At 60.8% G+C, this 15,486-nt stretch carries 15 protein-coding genes and 4 tRNA genes; 2 read left to right on the top strand and 17 right to left on the bottom strand.

The genetic code is table 11. The annotated features are described in order from the left end of the window. Nucleotides 1–8: 8 nt before the first annotated feature. The 15 genes from QFX07_RS03350 to QFX07_RS03280 form a co-directional block, all read right to left on the bottom strand. On the bottom strand, nucleotides 9–1,991 hold the full coding sequence (locus QFX07_RS03350) for an RsmB/NOP family class I SAM-dependent RNA methyltransferase (protein WP_279754184.1): 1,983 nt from the start codon (nucleotides 1,989–1,991) through the stop codon (nucleotides 9–11). Continuing rightward, the gene (fmt, locus tag QFX07_RS03345; RefSeq protein WP_279740260.1) at nucleotides 1,988–2,956 is read right to left on the bottom strand and encodes a methionyl-tRNA formyltransferase; all 969 of its coding nucleotides are present in this window, start codon (nucleotides 2,954–2,956) and stop codon (nucleotides 1,988–1,990) included. Before fmt ends, QFX07_RS03350 begins: the two co-directional genes overlap by 4 nt. A gap of 6 nt (nucleotides 2,957–2,962) precedes the next feature. After that, on the bottom strand, nucleotides 2,963–3,559 hold the full coding sequence (gene def / locus QFX07_RS03340; protein WP_279740262.1) for a peptide deformylase: 597 nt from the start codon (nucleotides 3,557–3,559) through the stop codon (nucleotides 2,963–2,965). Between the two features lie 265 nt (nucleotides 3,560–3,824). After that, nucleotides 3,825–4,673, bottom strand: a complete 849-nt coding sequence (locus tag QFX07_RS03335; protein WP_279754185.1) for a PD-(D/E)XK nuclease family protein — start codon at nucleotides 4,671–4,673, stop codon at nucleotides 3,825–3,827. A 108-nt stretch (nucleotides 4,674–4,781) separates the two neighbouring features. After that, a tRNA-Val gene (locus QFX07_RS03330) sits at nucleotides 4,782–4,856 on the bottom strand. 197 nt (nucleotides 4,857–5,053) lie between these two features. After that, a tRNA-Glu gene (locus tag QFX07_RS03325) sits at nucleotides 5,054–5,129 on the bottom strand. Between the two features lie 22 nt (nucleotides 5,130–5,151). Then, a tRNA-Gln gene (locus tag QFX07_RS03320) sits at nucleotides 5,152–5,223 on the bottom strand. Between the two features lie 519 nt (nucleotides 5,224–5,742). Beyond that, nucleotides 5,743–5,818, bottom strand: a tRNA-Gly gene (locus tag QFX07_RS03315). A 387-nt stretch (nucleotides 5,819–6,205) separates the two neighbouring features. After that, nucleotides 6,206–6,571, bottom strand: a complete 366-nt coding sequence (locus QFX07_RS03310; protein WP_279754186.1) for a hypothetical protein — start codon at nucleotides 6,569–6,571, stop codon at nucleotides 6,206–6,208. 17 nt (nucleotides 6,572–6,588) lie between these two features. After that, on the bottom strand, nucleotides 6,589–8,100 hold the full coding sequence (gene gltX, locus QFX07_RS03305; RefSeq protein ID WP_279754187.1) for a glutamate--tRNA ligase: 1,512 nt from the start codon (nucleotides 8,098–8,100) through the stop codon (nucleotides 6,589–6,591). A 57-nt stretch (nucleotides 8,101–8,157) separates the two neighbouring features. Beyond that, nucleotides 8,158–8,910, bottom strand: a complete 753-nt coding sequence (locus tag QFX07_RS03300; protein WP_279754188.1) for a fumarylacetoacetate hydrolase family protein — start codon at nucleotides 8,908–8,910, stop codon at nucleotides 8,158–8,160. Between the two features lie 208 nt (nucleotides 8,911–9,118). Further along, nucleotides 9,119–10,216, bottom strand: coding sequence for a branched-chain amino acid aminotransferase (locus QFX07_RS03295; protein WP_279754189.1), 1,098 nt, complete (start codon nucleotides 10,214–10,216; stop codon nucleotides 9,119–9,121). 360 nt (nucleotides 10,217–10,576) lie between these two features. Then, nucleotides 10,577–11,632: a 3-isopropylmalate dehydrogenase gene (locus QFX07_RS03290; protein WP_279740273.1), complete on the bottom strand. Its 1,056-nt coding sequence runs from the start codon at nucleotides 11,630–11,632 to the stop codon at nucleotides 10,577–10,579. Nucleotides 11,633–11,860: 228 nt separating this feature from the next. Continuing rightward, nucleotides 11,861–11,992 carry a hypothetical protein gene (locus tag QFX07_RS03285; RefSeq protein WP_279740274.1) on the bottom strand — a complete coding sequence of 44 codons (132 nt, stop codon included), beginning with the start codon at nucleotides 11,990–11,992 and terminating at the stop codon, nucleotides 11,861–11,863. Between the two features lie 100 nt (nucleotides 11,993–12,092). Further along, complete coding sequence (locus QFX07_RS03280) at nucleotides 12,093–12,239, bottom strand: hypothetical protein (protein WP_279754191.1); 147 nt, start codon at nucleotides 12,237–12,239, stop codon at nucleotides 12,093–12,095. A gap of 7 nt (nucleotides 12,240–12,246) precedes the next feature. On the opposite strand from QFX07_RS03280, the gene QFX07_RS03275 reads away from it, so the two are divergent. Both QFX07_RS03275 and QFX07_RS03270 read left to right on the top strand, forming a co-directional pair. Further along, nucleotides 12,247–13,689 carry a histidine kinase gene (locus QFX07_RS03275; RefSeq protein ID WP_279754192.1) on the top strand — a complete coding sequence of 481 codons (1,443 nt, stop codon included), beginning with the start codon at nucleotides 12,247–12,249 and terminating at the stop codon, nucleotides 13,687–13,689. 64 nt (nucleotides 13,690–13,753) lie between these two features. Beyond that, nucleotides 13,754–14,596, top strand: a complete 843-nt coding sequence (locus QFX07_RS03270; RefSeq protein WP_279754193.1) for a response regulator transcription factor — start codon at nucleotides 13,754–13,756, stop codon at nucleotides 14,594–14,596. Nucleotides 14,597–14,708: 112 nt separating this feature from the next. Here QFX07_RS03270 and QFX07_RS03265 read toward each other — a convergent pair whose 3' ends face one another. Beyond that, nucleotides 14,709–15,068 (bottom strand): HepT-like ribonuclease domain-containing protein, encoded by a 360-nt coding sequence (locus QFX07_RS03265; RefSeq protein ID WP_279754194.1) that lies wholly within the window; start codon nucleotides 15,066–15,068, stop codon nucleotides 14,709–14,711. Further along, complete coding sequence (locus QFX07_RS03260) at nucleotides 15,065–15,382, bottom strand: nucleotidyltransferase family protein (RefSeq protein WP_279754195.1); 318 nt, start codon at nucleotides 15,380–15,382, stop codon at nucleotides 15,065–15,067. The genes QFX07_RS03265 and QFX07_RS03260 overlap by 4 nt, the downstream gene beginning before the upstream one ends. Nucleotides 15,383–15,486 lie beyond the last annotated feature (104 nt).

Raw genomic sequence — 15,486 nt, 5'->3', positions numbered from 1 at the left:
TGAAGCGGCTAGTTCTTGCGCAGCAGGGCGAGGAACATTGCGTCGGTTCCATGCACATGCGGCCACAGCTGTGCCGTGGTCGGGTTCTGAGAAGCCTTCACGTCCGGGGCACCCTTCTTGACCTTGATCTCGGGGGTGTGGCCGGGGTCCTTCTCCCCCACTAGTACGCTCACGGGTTCGCCTTTCGCGCCTTCAGTGTGCTGGGCAACTTCACGCAGTGCGGCGGCGGAGTCGAGCAGGCTGACCGCGCCGCTTTCGAGCACCTCAGCCACAATGTTCTGAGTTTCTGCCGCGTGCGGGGAACAGGTCACGTACGCGATGACGCCGCCGGGGCGGGTCGTCTCAATCGCTGCATCCAAGAGCTGACGCTGCAGGGGCAGCAGCTCTGCAATATCGCGCGGGGACTTGCGCCAACGTGCTTCGGGGCGGCGGCGCAGGGCACCCAGGCCGGAGCAGGGCACATCCACCATGACGCGGTCGAACAGCTGACCGGGTTCAATGGAGCCGGGCAGGTCGGAGGTGTTCCTGCGCAGGGTCTCACGGATCTGGCGGCCGTCGCCGGTAAGTACCGTGTAGCTGTCCTCGGGAAGAGGGCGCATAGAGGATTCCACAAGCTGAGCGCGGTGCGGTGCCGCCTCGTTGGCGACCAGGGATGCGCCGCGCTGAATACCGAGCGCGCCGAGCAGCGCCGCTTTACCGCCGGGGCCTGCGCACAGGTCGAGCCAGGCGGTGTCGGCGCCGTCCAGGGGTGCTGCGGCGAGCGCGCGTGCTACCAGCTGGGAACCGGCATCCTGGGCGCGGACGGTGCCTTCACGTACGGATTCCAGGCGCGCTAAGTCGCCGGAGGCGTACAGTGCCGACCCGTCAACCAGTTCGCCGTCGACGGCGCCCTGGTCGCGTGCCTCGTCGAGGGTACCCAGACCGGGCAGTGCAACCAGGTTGACCACGGGGGCGAGGTTGTCCGCTTCGAGCAGCTGCTCAATTTCGGAGGCGGGGCGGCCATGCGCGACGAGTGCCTGGCGCATGGAACGCACAATCCAGCCGGGGTGCGAGGCGAGCAGTGCCATGCGCTCGGTGTCGTCTTTCGCGTCCTCAATGATGAGTTCGTACCACTCTTCAGGGGTGCGTTCAGAGACTCGGCGCAGCACCGCGTTGATGAAGCTTGCCGGGCCCGCACCAATCTTTTCGCGTGCCAGGGACACACTCTGGTTCAGTGCCGCGTGGGCGGGAACGCGCATGTTCAGCAACTGGTGCACGCCCATGCGCAGCACGATAAGGGTGGTGGTGCCGACCTTCTCGATGGAGCGATCTACGCAGCGGCTGAGGATTGCGTCGTAGGTGCCCTGGTGGCGCAGCGTACCGTAGGTCAGCTCGGTTGCGAAGCCTGCGTCGCGGTGGTCGAGGCGGTGGCTACGAATCGCCTTGGGTAGCACGAGGTTCGCGTAGGCGTCAGATTCCGCCACGGAGCGCAGTACGTCGAAGACGGTTGCGCGTGCGGTATCTGCGGTACGCGAGCGTGCGGAGGGTGCCGCAGCGGAGAATTCGCGGGCGGACATAGAGCGGCGGTTGCGTTCGTGGCCGCTCTTATTGCGCCGGGAGGTGCCGCCGCCACCGCGTTTGGTGTCGTCGTGCTCGGTCTTGGCGCGGCGTGCGGCGCGTTCGACGCTGGTCAGGCCGTCAAAGCGGCGACCGGTGCGCGATTCGGGGCGGGAGTTGTCATCCCACTTCTGCGGGCGGCTCTGAGAGCGGTGATTCTGCGAGCGCTGATTCTGCGAACGCTCGGAGTTCTGAGACTGCTGGCGGTTCTGCTCACTCACACCAGAGCCGGTACCTGCACCGGAGCGGCGGCGACGCTTACGCTTCGCACCGCCCTCACCCTGGCCGTAACCCTGGCCGCCACCCTGATTGGGCTTGCCCTGGTTGAACTTGCCGTTACCGGAGTGACCGGACTTGCCGTGTCCACCCTTGTAGGGGCGCTTTTCGTTGCTCATGCGAGTACCACCAGGCCTTCCGCCATGTCCTTGCCAGCGCCGCGAGCCCACGCGGGCGCATCCATCATTTTCTTACCGGCAGGCTGAACCTGCAGCAGCATCAGCGGTTCGGTACCGGTGCCGACCAGTACCTTCTTCGCGTGCAGACGCACCGCACCGGGTGCGAGGGGGCCGCTGTTCGCCTCGGTCAGGGACTGTACCAGGCGCTCGTCGGCAACCGCCAGACCACCGATCTTGAAGCGGTTTTCTCCCAGTTCGCACCATGCGCCGGGCTCGGGGGTCACGCCGCGGAAGCGTGCCAGGATCTGCTCGGCGGGTTCGGTCCAGGTGAGGCGGCCGTCGGCAATGCTCATCTTGGAGGCGTAGCTGACCGACTCGTCCTCGACCTGCACGGTGCCGCTCTCGCCCGCTTCGAGGCGTTCGAAGGTGCGTTCAAGCAGTGCGCCACCGCTGGTGGCGAGGCGCATCAGCACGGTGCCTGCGGTGTCGTCGGCGGCTACGGGTGTGGATTCCTGTTCGAAGGTTGGGCCGGTGTCCAGGCCTTCTTCAAGCAGGAAGGTGGTGGAGAAAATTTCCTGCTCACCGGCGATGAGAGCGCGCTGTACGGGGGCGGCACCGCGCCATGCGGGTAGCTTGGAGAAGTGCAGGTTGACCCAACCGTAGCGCAGGGATTCGAGCGCGGGCAGCGGCAGCAGGGCACCGTAGGCAACCACGGCGGCTGCGTCAGCGTTCAGTTCGGCAATGGCCGCGGCGGCTTCGTCGTTCCAACGATTTGCTTTCACGATGGGCAGACCGAGCTCTTCGGCACGCTGTGCCACCGGGGAGGGGGTGAGCACGCGCTTGCGGCCCACGGGGGCGTCTTCGCGGGTGAGCACGCCGACCACGCGCACCTTATCGGAGTTCGCCAGGTAGTCGAGCGGGGGCACGGCAACATCTGGAGTGCCTGCGTAAATAATGTTGAGCATGTGAGCCTACTTTCCGAAGCTACCGAGGGAGGAACCGGCACCGAAGGCGCCACCACCACCGAAGGCACCGCCCACGCGGGTTGCACGCTCGGTCACGGTCTTAGCTGCGACCGTGTTGTAGTCTGCGGCGCGCAGGGCACGCATCACGCGCTGCCGGTCTTCACCCACGAGACGGTCGATGAAGAGCTTGCCATGCAGGTGGTCAGTCTCGTGCTGCAGCATGCGCGCGAACAGGCCCTCCCCCTCCAGCACGAGGGGTTCACCGTGTCGGTCCACGCCGGTCACGCGCGCCCAGTTCTTGCGTGGGGTCGCGGATTTCTGACCGGGCACGGACAGACAACCTTCGCCACCTTCCTGATTTTCTTCGCCGACCTCAAGCACGGGGTTGATGATGTAGCCCTCGCGGTCGTCAATGCCTCCGAAGGTGAAAATCTGCTTGGAGATGCCAACCTGCGGGCCAGCAAGGCCCACGCCACCCACGTCGTACATGGTTTCTAGCATGTCGTCGATGAGTCGTGCCAGGTCGTCGTCGAAGACGGTGATGGGGTCACAGACGCTGCGTAGCACAGGGTCGCCTACGGTGCGGATGCTCAGGATGGTCATGATTCTCCTTTGCCGGCGGGTGCCGGGAATGTGCTTACGGATTTCAAAATGGTGGCAGAACTGCGCTGACGGTTTTCCCAGCAGGTTTTTCCCAGTGGGAGCGTGCCGTTCTGCCTATTGTTCTATTGTCGCCGATTCAGTAGCGCGAATCTAGAACGAATCGAGGCATTGGAGTGAGGACTGAGCCTCACCTCCCGGGGGTTACAGCCTCTCCCCTATACCGCAGGCGGGGGTACTGATCTATGCCGCGGGCGGAGGTACTGATCTATGCCGCGGGCGGAGGTACTACGGGCATGAGCGCGGGGTCTTCAAATTCTTGAACCTGGCGATCGAATTCCCAGACCCGGCGCAGGGCGCAGAACTTGTACCAGTTGCGTTCGAGTACGGCGGGGTTTGCCTGCTGCGGCAACACCTGCGTTTCGCCGAGTGCCACGCCCATGAGGACGGGTGCGTCGCCGTATTTCCAGGGTTCCCAGGTGCCTTCGTCGGGGTCGAGGAGGGATTCTTCGGCTTTGAGTCCGGCGACGAGTTGCATAACGACTTTTTCGTCAAGTGCTTTGACGCGACCGCGTTTGTCGGTGCCCTTGGTTTTGTAGTCGATAATGCAGGTTCGACCTGCGATCTCTGCGACGAGGTCGAGGGTGCCCGCGTAGCCGACGGTTTCGTTCCAGATGGTAACTTCGGCAGCGAGGGGTCGGGGCTTGAAGGCTTCCCACCATTCGTCGAAGCGGTCAGCGTAGGCTTGTTCCCCGTTGATGATGAGCTGTTCACGGCTTTCATCGAAGTTGTGTTCGCGTCCCATGGTGCGTAGGGCGACTGCTTCGGCGTAGTTGTGGACGCGGTCGCCTCGGGCAGCAGCTGCGTCGCGGTATCGTTCGGAGGCGCTGGCTGCGTCGCGGATGATGGCGAATTTGAGGCCGTGGGATCCGGTGGCGCGGTATGCGCGCTGGTCTTCGAGGGCGGCTTTGGCTGCCATATACCCGTGCCAGCCACTGAGATCGCTGGTGTGCTGCCCGATGACAGTGGTGATGGAGGGGACGAGGGGTTCTCCTCCGCGGACGCGTGCGTACATGCGTCCGTAGTCGGTGGCTGCGGCGAGTTCGGGTGTTGTCACGGGGTACCTCATTCTCGGGTGGTTGTGTCCGCGGCTGAGTTTGTACTGTTTGTGGGCACAAATACCGGTGGGCATAATAAAACCCCCGTTCCTTGAAACGGGGGTTATTGGTGCGTGATACTGGGTTCGAACCAGTGACCTCTTCGGTGTGAACGAAGCGCGCTACCACTGCGCCAATCACGCTTACGGATAAGACTATACCGGGGCTTGGCATGAAGGTCAAATTTTGCGCGCCACCCCCTTTTTTATTCCTGTGTTGCTCCCCGCCGAGAAGCCACTTGAGTTTCGATGAGTACACGGCGGCACCGTAGAATCTAAAACCAGTTTCGCCGAATAAATAAATAAGCCCCCAGTCAGAAGACTGAGGGCTTATTTCCTAGTGGTGACCCCAACCGGATTTGAACCGGTGTTGCCGCCGTGAGAGGGCGGAGTACTAGGCCGCTATACGATGGGGCCGCAACCTCTGTTAGGAGGTTAGCTGGGATACCAGGACTCGAACCTAGAACAAAGGAACCAGAAACCTTCGTGTTGCCAATTACACCATATCCCATTACTCTACTGAGTTACCGTTCCGCTTCTTGCCTTTCGGCTTTTCACCGGAACGAGTAATAACTATACGGGTCTTTCAGGAGGCGTGCAAGCCGAAACCTGGAGAGACGTCTCACATTCACGGCTTTACACCCGCCAATTCCGCGTATTTCCGGGGTTTTTAGGGCTAAAAAGTTTTTTAAATTTCTTCAAAAAGAAGGTTTTGGGGCCACTTTTCACCCCTCAAAGCAGCTTCAAGGGAGCTCAGAGAGCAGCTTTAGTCTCTCCCCCGCACATTTTGCATCTCAAATTTTTTTGAAGATTTTTTCTTTCTGCACCACCTCCCGACAGCCGGGTATTCGAACAGTCAGTCAGGCAGAAAATCAGATAGCCAGACAGTCAGCTCACCCAAGCAGTCACCTCGAGAAGATCACAAGACCTCTATCTCACTCCCAACCCACGCCTTCAAAAGCTAAAACTTCTGCAGACAACAAAACCCAGAGACAACGAAAAAGCCCCGAGGCGAACCTCGGGGCTTCAGTGGAGCGGTTGACGAGACTTGAACTCGCGACATCCACCTTGGCAAGGTGGTGCTCTACCAACTGAGCTACAACCGCATGTTTTCGCTTTGAACTTTTCAGTTCGTCGCAACAACAGGTACTACTATACGAGTCTTTACTGGGGTACGCAAACTAAATTCTTGCCGCACTCCCCCAGATAGAACCAGATTAACCCCCATAAAATATACTGACTAGCAGTCTTGCAGGAAATACCCATCACAAAAAATATTCTCAAATTTATAAAAAATCCCCTTATCCACCGGGTTTCTTCAGACTTTTCGGTCCTCTGATTCCCGCTGGATAAGGGGATTCTCTTGAAACGTGGGTTCTCGCCGGGCTCTCACAGTACGCGCCACACACACCTGAGGTGCCTGCGAGCGCGCGCCATGAGTAACTACGCCATGTAGCTACGCAGAGAGTAGCTGCATCAAGAGTAGCTAGAGCTTAGTCGCTGCCTCCACCGGAGTCGCCTCCGCCAGAGTAGTCGGAGCTACTGGAGCTTCCAGCGTCGAAGTCGCCCGCCTCCGGGTCGGGGCCCGGGTCCACGAAGTCGTCGCTCTCTTCCTCTTCTTCGTCCGAAGGGTCCGAAGAATCAACAACAGACGAGGAGGTGCTTACGTCGCCGCCGTGAACCGCGTTCTGCATGGCGCGTGCCTCCAGGAATGCGGTCACGTAGGCGAGCGCCGCAGCGGCAATAATGATGACGACCATCCACACGGAGCGGTCAAAGCCAGCAATATAGGCGAACAGCCAGATAATGCAGGCGTTGGTGAGCGCCATGATGGAGCCCTTCAGCAGCGCCTTCCCCATGATCGGCTGTTTCATGGTTAGCTCAGTTCAGCGGCAAGCTTGCGCAGGCGTGCGAGGGAGGATTCCTTGCCCAGGATTTCCATGGATTCGAACAAAGGCGGGGAGATGCGCTCACCGGACACTGCGATACGCACGGGGCCGAATGCGAGGCGTGGCTTGATTGCCAGGCCGTCGACGATTGCGGCGCGCAGGGCTCCCTCAATGTTGGCTGCGGTGAAGTCCTCGAGGGGCTCCAGAGCCTCGATAGCGGCGGCAAGAACCTGCGGTGCGGATTCCTTGAGCTGCTTGCGTGCATCGTCTGCGGTGCTGATTTCTTCGTCAGCTTTAAAGAGGAATACGAGCAGGCCGGGTGCTTCGCCAAGCAGCTGCATACGCTCCTGAACGAGGGGGGCAGCTTCGGTGAGGACCTGCTCTTCACGCTCAGTGAGGGTTTCGCCGAGTACGCCTGCGGCCTGCAGATACGGGATGAGTCGGTCGCGGAAGTCCTTGGGATCGAGCGCACGGATGTGATCGCCGTTGATAGACTCTGCCTTCTTCACATCGAAGCGTGCGGGGTTGGCAACAACGTCGTGCACGTCGAAGTGCTCGACGAGCTCGTCGATGCTGAAGACGTCCTGGTCTGCGGAGAGGGACCAGCCCAGCAGCGACAGGTAGTTCAGCAGGCCTTCCTTGATGAAGCCGGAGTCACGCAGCAGGAAGAGGTTCGACTCGGGGTCACGCTTGGAGAGCTTCTTGTTACCCTGGCCCATGACGTAGGGCAGGTGGCCGAATTCGGGGATGAAGCTGGTCACGCCGGTGTCGATGAGCGCGCGGTATAGCGCGATCTGGCGCGGGGTAGAGGAGAGCAGGTCTTCGCCACGCAGCACGTGGGTGATGCCCATGAGTGCGTCGTCGACGGGGTTCACGAAGGTGTACAGCGGGTCGCCGTTGGAGCGGACGACCACGTAGTCGGGTACGGTGCCTGCCTTGAAGGTGATTTCGCCGCGAACGAGGTCCTTGAAGGTGATGTCCTCATCGGGCATGCGCAGACGCCACACGGGCTTGCGGCCTTCTGCGCGGTAGCCTTCCTTCTGCTCTTCGGTGAGGTTGCGGTCGTAGTTGTCGTAGCCGAGCTGCGGGTCCTGACCGGCTGCCTTGCGGCGTTCCTTCACCTCGTCGGGGGTGGAGAAGTCTTCGTACACGTAGCCGCCTTCAACGAGCTTTGCGAAGATCTCGTTGTAGATGCCTGCGGTCTTACGCTCGGACTGGCGGTAGGGCTCGTGGGGGCCGCCGACGCCAACGCCTTCATCCCAGTTGATGCCGAGCCAGTGCAGGGATTCGAGCACCTGGTTGAACGACTCTTCGGAGTCACGTGCCGCGTCGGTGTCTTCGATGCGGAAAATCAGCTTGCCGCCGGTGTGGCGCGCGTACGCCCAGTTGAAGAGGGCGGTACGGACCATGCCCACGTGCGGGGTGCCGGTGGGCGAGGGGCAGAAGCGGACGCGGGTGTCTGCGGGGCTGTTGAGTACGGGACCGTGGTATTCGGTCATGATGTCTCCTTAACGGTGTGTTTCAGGATGTACGTTACGTTGTTGGGCGCGGTCAGCTTAGTCGCGCACGCGGGTGACGAGAGAGCCGATGCCTTCGACTTCGACCTCTATTTCGTTGCCGTCGCGCAGTACGCTGATGCCGGCGGGGGTGCCGGTGAGCAGTACGTCGCCGGGCAGCAGGGTGAAAATTTCGGAGGCCGCGGCAACCTGTTCGGCTACAGAGTAGTGCATTTCGGAGGTGTTGCCTTCCTGCACGACGTCGCCGTCAACCCAGGTGGTAATATTCAGCGAGTCGGTGTCCAGGTCGGTTTCGATCCAGGGGCCGAGCGGGGTGGAGCCGTCGAAGCCCTTGGCGCGGGTCCACTGGCGGTCTTCGAGCAGGTCTCGGGCGGTGAGGTCGTTGGCTACGGTGTAGCCGAAGATGACTTCGTGCACGCGCTCAAGAGGCACAGACTTGGCGATACGACCGATAATGACGGCGAGTTCACCTTCTGCGCTGACAGCTTCGGAATACTCGGGCAGGGTCACGGGGTCACCGGGACCAATGACGGTGGTGTTGGGCTTGAGAAAGAACTGCGGGGAGGCAGGTGCTTCGGTTCCTGCCCAGTTTGCGATCGCTCCAATCACCTTGGATCGGGGGATGATCGGGGCGAGCAGGCGCACCTGGTCGATGCGGTAGGTGGTGCCGGTCTGTTCGATACCCGAGTAGAAGGGGTCTCCGGCGAGCACGCGCAGGGTTTCTTCGCCTGCATCGCCTTCTACCAGCCCGAAGTGGAGCTCATTATTTACGGTAAATCGTGCAATACGCATACCTTCTAGGGTACCAGCCTTCGAGGGCGGGGCGGCGGGTGGGGTTCGCCTCCCCTCCCCTATCTTCGGGGTAGCAACGCCGCACGCACTATTGACCGGGCACAGCATTTACCGGGTACAGCGAATCCCCGCGGGCTACTCGCCGCGCGACGTGCGGGGTCGGGCGGGGCATCCTGCGGGGATTTCGCGGGTTACGTTTGTTGAACGTTTAGATGAGGCAGGTCATCCAGCCGTGGCGGTCCTCAACGGTGCCCAGCTGAATACCGACGAGCTCTTCGCGCAGGCTCTTAGAGATTTCGCCGAAGTGCTCGGTGGGTGCCGGGATTTCGAAGTCTTCAGCCTTGAGCTTGCCGATGGGGGCGACCACTGCCGCTGTGCCGCAGGCGAAGATTTCGGTGATGTCGCCGTTTGCCACGCCTTCACGCCATTCGGTGAGGGTGATGGCGCGCTCTTCGACGGTCATGCCGCGGTCCTTGGCGAGCTGAATCAGCGAGGAGCGGGTCACGCCTTCGAGGATGGTGCCGGTCAGTTCGGGGGTGACGATCTTGTTTTCCTTGCCGAAGACGAAGAAGACGTTCATGCCGCCGAGCTCTTCGATGGCGTCGCCGCGGTGTGGGTCCTTGAAGATGACCTGCTTGCAGCCGTGTTTTTCGCCTTCGGTCTGGGCAATCATGGATGCTGCGTAGTTACCGCCGCATTTTGCCGCACCGGTGCCGCCTTCGCCTGCGCGGGCGTAAGTGGTGGAGAGCCAGATGTCTACGGGTTCGGGGGTGCCAAAGTAGTTACCTGCGGGCGAGCCGATGACGTGGTACTGCACGTGCTTTGCAGGGCGCACGCCGAGGTACGCTTCGGTTGCGATCATGAAGGGTCGGAAGTAGAAGGCTTCACCGTCGCCGGTGGGTACCCAGTTTTCGTCGACCTTCACGAGTTCACGCAGGGATTTGATGAACAGTTCTTCGGGCAGTTCGGGCAGGGAGAGGCGGCGTGCGGAGTTCGCGAAACGTGCCGCATTCTTCTCGGGACGGAAGGTCCATACGGAGCCGTCAGCGTGGCGGTAGCCCTTAATGCCTTCGAAGATTTCCTGACCGTAGTGGAAGACGGATGCTGCGGGGTCAAGGACGAGCGGGCCGTAGGGATGAACTCGTGCGTCGTACCAGGTGCCGCCGGTCTTGTAGTCGCCTTCCCAGTCGATGGTGACCATGTGGTCGCTGAAGTAGTCGCCGAAGCCGGGGTTTGCAAGGATTTCAGTGCGGCGTTCGGCGGTGGCGGGTGACTGGTTTGCTTCGTGGCTGAATTCGATGGCCATCGTTCTGCGTTCCTCTTCGTCTAGTTGCCTCTGTGGGCGTTCTTTGAGTGGCGGTTCTCGCGGCGGGGCGAGGGACCAGTGTGTGCCGCCGGGCGCGTTGTCGTACGGGGCAGATGGTGCATCTAGCGGTCTGTGCTAGTCGGATGCATCAAAGCTAGTGGTGGATGGTGTCCACCGCCGAGGTGCCAGGCGGGTGTGCCTGACCTGTTTTAGAGTACCGGAAAGATGCGTTTGCCGCATGTGCGCCTTTTCTCCCATTCAGGATATGAACAGGTGAAGCCCGGAAGGTATGTTCCTTCCGGGCTTCACGGGTGTTTCGCATTCAGCTGCTACGGCTGATAAGTTTTAGCCGCGTGGATTTTAACCGAGGCGTGCGAGCACGTCTGCACCGACCTGATCGGTTCCGCGCATGCTCGCGCCGTTTTCGCGCATATCTGCTTCGACAGCGTCCTCAATGCGGGCTGCGGCAGCATCGTGACCAAGGTGACGCAGCAGCATCGCGCCGGCGAGGATTGCGGCGGTGGGGTTTGCTTTGTTCTGGCGGGCGATATCCGGTGCGGAGCCGTGTACGGGCTCGAACATGGAGGGAAACTCGCCGACGGCGTTAATATTGCCGCTTGCCGCGTAGCCGATACCACCGGTCACTGCACCGGCGAGGTCAGTTATGATGTCGCCGAAGAGGTTATCGGTGACAATCACGTCGAATCGGGCAGGGTCGGTGACCATGAAGATGGTGGTGGCGTCAATATGCAGGTAGTCGGTCTCAACCTCGGGGAATTCAGCCGCGATTTCGGTGAAGTAGCGGTTGTAGAGGCGGCCTGCGTGGGTGAGCACGTTGGTCTTGTGCACGAGGGTGACCTTCTTGCGGCGGGTGGAAGCCAGCTCGAAGGCGTAGCGCACTAGGCGCTCCACACCGTGTGCGGTGTTAAGGGAGACTTCGGTGGCGATTTCGTGGGGGGTGCCGCCGCGGATAACGCCGCCGTTGCCGATGTAGGGCCCTTCAGTGCCTTCACGCACGACGACGAAGTCGATGTTTCCGGGGTTGGCAAGCGGAGAAACTGCACCGGGGTACAGGCGGGAGGGGCGCAGGTTGATGTAGTGGTCAAAGGCGAAGCGCAGCTTCAGGAGCATTTCGCGTTCGATGAGACCGGAGGGAATCTTGCCGCTGCGCGGGTCTGCACCGATGGCACCAAAGAGGATCGCGTCGTGCTGCTTGAGGGCGTCCATGGTGGAGTCGGGCAGAGTTTCACCAGTTTCCAGCCAGTGCTCAGCACCGAGCTTGTAGTGGGTGGGGGTCACGGTGATATTTTCGAGCTCGCAGGCGCGGGCGAGGATGCGCTGGGCTTCGGTAATGATTTCGGGGCCGATGCCGTCACCGGGGATAACGGCGAGGTCGATGCTACGTGCTTCAGTCATGCCTCTACCGTAATACGCGCCGCGGGTGGGCGGTAGAGTGTACGGGCGGGGTCTCAGACTCTGGGCTAATCCCTATCCCTGCCCGGCAACGTCTCCTGAATTCTAGGGTTCTGGATTTTGTGGCGTTCAGATCCCACCGGTTAAAACAATATTCCTCGACTGAATAATCAGCCGGGGAATATCGTTATGATTTCTCACTCAGTGTGAGAGCCCTAAGGGTCTATGCAATTACGCGGTGCGCTTGCAGAGGGAGACCTTGACGTAGCCGTTACCACGTGCGCCACGAGCGGTCGGAGCGTTGCCTGCGGACTCGATAGTACCGCCGGAAAACACCGGGAGCCACGTAGGAGCCACCAGCACCACCGAACTGTGCGAAGCCGGAGCCACCCTTATCGCCAGCGGTGGAGGAGCTGAAGGGCTCCTGCTTGTTCTGCGGGTAAACCCCAGAACACCGTAGATGTTAGCCCTTGCTGTACAGCAGGGGCTGCTCGCCACCGACGCCGCCGTTGCCATAGTCCATACCGCCGGTTGCGGAGCGAGTCTGCCAAATCGCTGTGCTGTCAATGCAGGGCTCGGACGCCAGGTAAGCTACACCACCTCGATACACTGGAAATATGCCTCTCAAGTACACCGAATCCCAGCAGAACCCACAACACAGCACAGCAACAGCCGAACCCGGCTACGCCGTAACGCATACCCGCGGCATCTCAGAAAGCAACGACCTGCCCGCTGACGCAATCACTGCCTCCAGCCGCGTGCAAAGCTACCTCAGAGACAAACGTGGCTGGATGAACGTCATCGTCGTCGCACACATGCAGTTCTTCTGCTGCGTGCTCTCCACTGCCTTCATCAACAGCTACGGCTGGATCCCGGTCATCTCCGCGGTCTGCAGCACCACCGCACTCTACTTCCGCTACCGCTTCCCCTACGGAAGCATCTACGTGGTCATCGCGGCGCTCTGCATCACCCTCCTGTCTCCCTTCCCCAACTCACTCGCCATCACCTGCTACCCGCCGGTCAGCCTCGCCGCATACCACACCGGCAGGCACTGGGCCCGCCGCGGCCGCTTCCGCTCCCTCATTCTCGGCTGGGTCGGCGCACTCGCCGTCACCGTACAGACCTTACTCTCACTCCTCTACCACTGGGACGACATACCCGCCCGCATCTTCATCTCCCTGATGCTCGGCGTACTCTGCGGATCTATCTTCACCGTCTTCTGGTTCCTCGGCGACTCCCGCCGCATGCGCGAACTGCGCAGCGAAGAATTCGAAGAACGCGCCCGCCGCCTCGAATACGAGCAGGAACAGGAACGCCGCCTCGCCGCACAGGACGAACGCACCCGCATTGCCCGCGAAATGCACGATATTGTGGCGCACTCACTGTCCAGCATTATTTCTCAGGCGGATGGGGCACGCTACGCCGCCGCAAGCGCCCGCACCGCACGCGCACAGCAAACGCAACAGGAAGAGCAGGTTGAGCAGCCCGGTCAAGCTCAGCTGCAGAGCGCACCGGACATTGCGGAGCAGACCCTCGAACTCATCGCAGATACGGCACGCGACTCCCTCACCCAGATGCGTTCCCTACTCGGGCTACTGCGCACAGACGAGGCAACCTCCTACGTGCCCGTGCCCACCCTCAGCGATGTACCCGCCCTCGTGGAGCAGAGCCGCCGCGCCGGGCTACCCGTCACTTTCACCGGAATCACCGGCACCATGGCGCGCACCCTGCCGCAGGGTGCCGAGCTGGCGGCGTACCGAACCGTGCAGGAGGCGCTCACCAACGCGCTCAAGCACTCCCCCGGCGCGGCAACCGCCGTCACCATTCACTGGGGTGAGGACGGTCTGCACATGCGGGTGCAGAACGACCCGGTTTCTGCTGTTTCCTCTGTCTCGACCTCAGCCTCGAATCAGCACACCAGCAGCCCGGTACCCGGTAGCGGTAACGGTCTGCGCGGCATGAGCGAGCGCATCGCCCTCTACCACGGCACCCTCACCTACGGTCTGCAACCCGATGGCGGCTGGCTCGTTGAGGCAACGCTCCCCTACCGCAACCTCTAATACCTCTATACCCTGTTCGCTCCTCTTATTCCTCTACCCCACCACTGTGACTAGGATTGAAACTATGTACTCTTCCGTACCGCAGAACGCCCAGCCGATCCGCGTGATGCTCGTTGACGACCAGCGCCTGGTGCGCGGCGGTCTGAGCATGCTCGTCAACTCCCAGCCGGACCTGCAGGTCGTCATGGAAGCTGATGACGGCCTGGCAGCTATTGACGTTTTTGACCGCATGGTCTCTGAGGGGCAGGCACCGCAGGTCATCCTCATGGATGTGCGCATGCCGCACTGCGACGGGCTAGAGGCGGCGCGCCACATTCTGGAGCGTGACACCCAGCGTGAAATTTCCGAAGATGAGCGGGTGCGCATTATTATGCTCACGACTTTCGATATTGATGAGTACGTGTATTCGGCGGTGCGTGCCGGGGCGAGCGGTTTTTTGTTGAAGGACACTCCGCCGGAGCAGCTGCTGGAGGCGATTCGTACGGTGCACCGCGGCGATGCGGTAATTGCGCCGTCTGCGACTCGCCGTCTATTGGAGCAGATGATTCCGGTGCTGGATTCTCCCGATCCTGCCGCTCCTGTTACCGAGTCTGTTGTTCCTGCCGCCGAGTCTGTGCAGGCTGCTGGTCCTGAGATTCCTAAGGCGACGTTTATTTCGGCTGATTCTGCGAGCTTTGAGCCTGTTGCGGATTATCCGCATCGCGAGTTGATTGAGCAGTTGTCACCGCGTGAGTTTGAGGTGCTGGGTCTGATTGCGCGCGGCTTGTCGAATGCGGAGATTACGCGGGAGTTGGTACTTTCGGAGGCGACGGTGAAGACGCATGTGTCGCATGTGTTGGCGAAGCTGGGTGCGCGTGATCGTGTGCAGGCGGTCATTATGGCGTATGAGGCGGGTATTGCCCAGTAGCCGTTCCCTAATATATAGGAATACGGCAGGCTAGAGAGCACGGCAAGCTAGAGGACACAGCAAAGCCCCGGCGGGCGCCTCCTAATCGAGGCACCCTCCGGGGCTCTATTAGTTAGGTGATTTCTTGTATCGCGTCGATGATTCGTTCAAAGTCGCTCATCAGCTCAGGCAACTTATTCCGGGCGACGTCCCATAGGACAGCAAAATCAACACTCACATAGCTGTGAGAAATGATGTTACGAATAGCAATGAGGTACTGCCACTCAGCCCGTTCATACCGTTCATAATCTTCTGGGTATTTTGAACGAATTCTATTGAGGGTTTCGCCAATGACCTGAAAGCGCATGCAAAGCGCGTCCTGGACTACCCCGTTTGAGCCGTCTATCAGGTCTTCATATCGCTCGGGCGTAAAAGCGTAGATACGCTGAGCTGACTCAAGAATCAGAGAGAAGTCATCAAGCGAGCTTTTCATAGCGGCAGCTCCACCATGTCCGGTTCTGCTTCCGCATAGATGCGGGGGCGCAATTGGGTAGCCATATCAACGCTACGGCCGGTCAGTTGTTCAATGCGGTGCTGAGCATCCACCATCTGCATGAACTCATCAAAAGGGGCTACACCCGGCATCTGCACCAGAAAATCCAGGTCGCTGGTTTCGGTCAGCTCACCGCGGGCGGCGCTACCGAAGAGTCGGGCACGGCGCACACCGGCATCACGGAGGATCTGAAGAACCTCCGCTTCATGGGGTAGCGTGTACCCGCGACGCAGATTGGGGTGGCTAGTGCTCATACACCCATCATACGCGCAAAGCCAGGCTGCAGGTCAGCTCCAAGAATCTGAGAGTACAAGCACAACAGAATAAAGGACACAGTGAAGCCCCGGCGGGCGCCTCC

The organism is Rothia similimucilaginosa (assembly GCF_029850985.2).
GTDB lineage: Bacteria > Actinomycetota > Actinomycetes > Actinomycetales > Micrococcaceae > Rothia.
Note: the sequence above shows the minus strand (reverse complement) of the source record. Positions and strands in the feature narration are given on the sequence as shown.

What these genes read in the sequence shown, in the direction of transcription:
- QFX07_RS03300 (WP_279754188.1), bottom strand. Translation starts at nt 8,910, where the DNA reads ATGCGTATTGCACGATTTACCGTAAATAATGAGCTCCACTTCGGGCTG.
- QFX07_RS03275 (WP_279754192.1), top strand. Translation starts at nt 12,247, where the DNA reads ATGCCTCTCAAGTACACCGAATCCCAGCAGAACCCACAACACAGCACA.
- QFX07_RS03270 (WP_279754193.1), top strand. Translation starts at nt 13,754, where the DNA reads ATGTACTCTTCCGTACCGCAGAACGCCCAGCCGATCCGCGTGATGCTC.
- def (WP_279740262.1), bottom strand. Translation starts at nt 3,559, where the DNA reads ATGACCATCCTGAGCATCCGCACCGTAGGCGACCCTGTGCTACGCAGC.
- QFX07_RS03350 (WP_279754184.1), bottom strand. Translation starts at nt 1,991, where the DNA reads ATGAGCAACGAAAAGCGCCCCTACAAGGGTGGACACGGCAAGTCCGGT.
- QFX07_RS03310 (WP_279754186.1), bottom strand. Translation starts at nt 6,571, where the DNA reads ATGGGGAAGGCGCTGCTGAAGGGCTCCATCATGGCGCTCACCAACGCC.
- QFX07_RS03265 (WP_279754194.1), bottom strand. Translation starts at nt 15,068, where the DNA reads ATGAAAAGCTCGCTTGATGACTTCTCTCTGATTCTTGAGTCAGCTCAG.
- QFX07_RS03260 (WP_279754195.1), bottom strand. Translation starts at nt 15,382, where the DNA reads ATGAGCACTAGCCACCCCAATCTGCGTCGCGGGTACACGCTACCCCAT.
- gltX (WP_279754187.1), bottom strand. Translation starts at nt 8,100, where the DNA reads ATGACCGAATACCACGGTCCCGTACTCAACAGCCCCGCAGACACCCGC.
- QFX07_RS03290 (WP_279740273.1), bottom strand. Translation starts at nt 11,632, where the DNA reads ATGACTGAAGCACGTAGCATCGACCTCGCCGTTATCCCCGGTGACGGC.
- QFX07_RS03295 (WP_279754189.1), bottom strand. Translation starts at nt 10,216, where the DNA reads ATGGCCATCGAATTCAGCCACGAAGCAAACCAGTCACCCGCCACCGCC.
- fmt (WP_279740260.1), bottom strand. Translation starts at nt 2,956, where the DNA reads ATGCTCAACATTATTTACGCAGGCACTCCAGATGTTGCCGTGCCCCCG.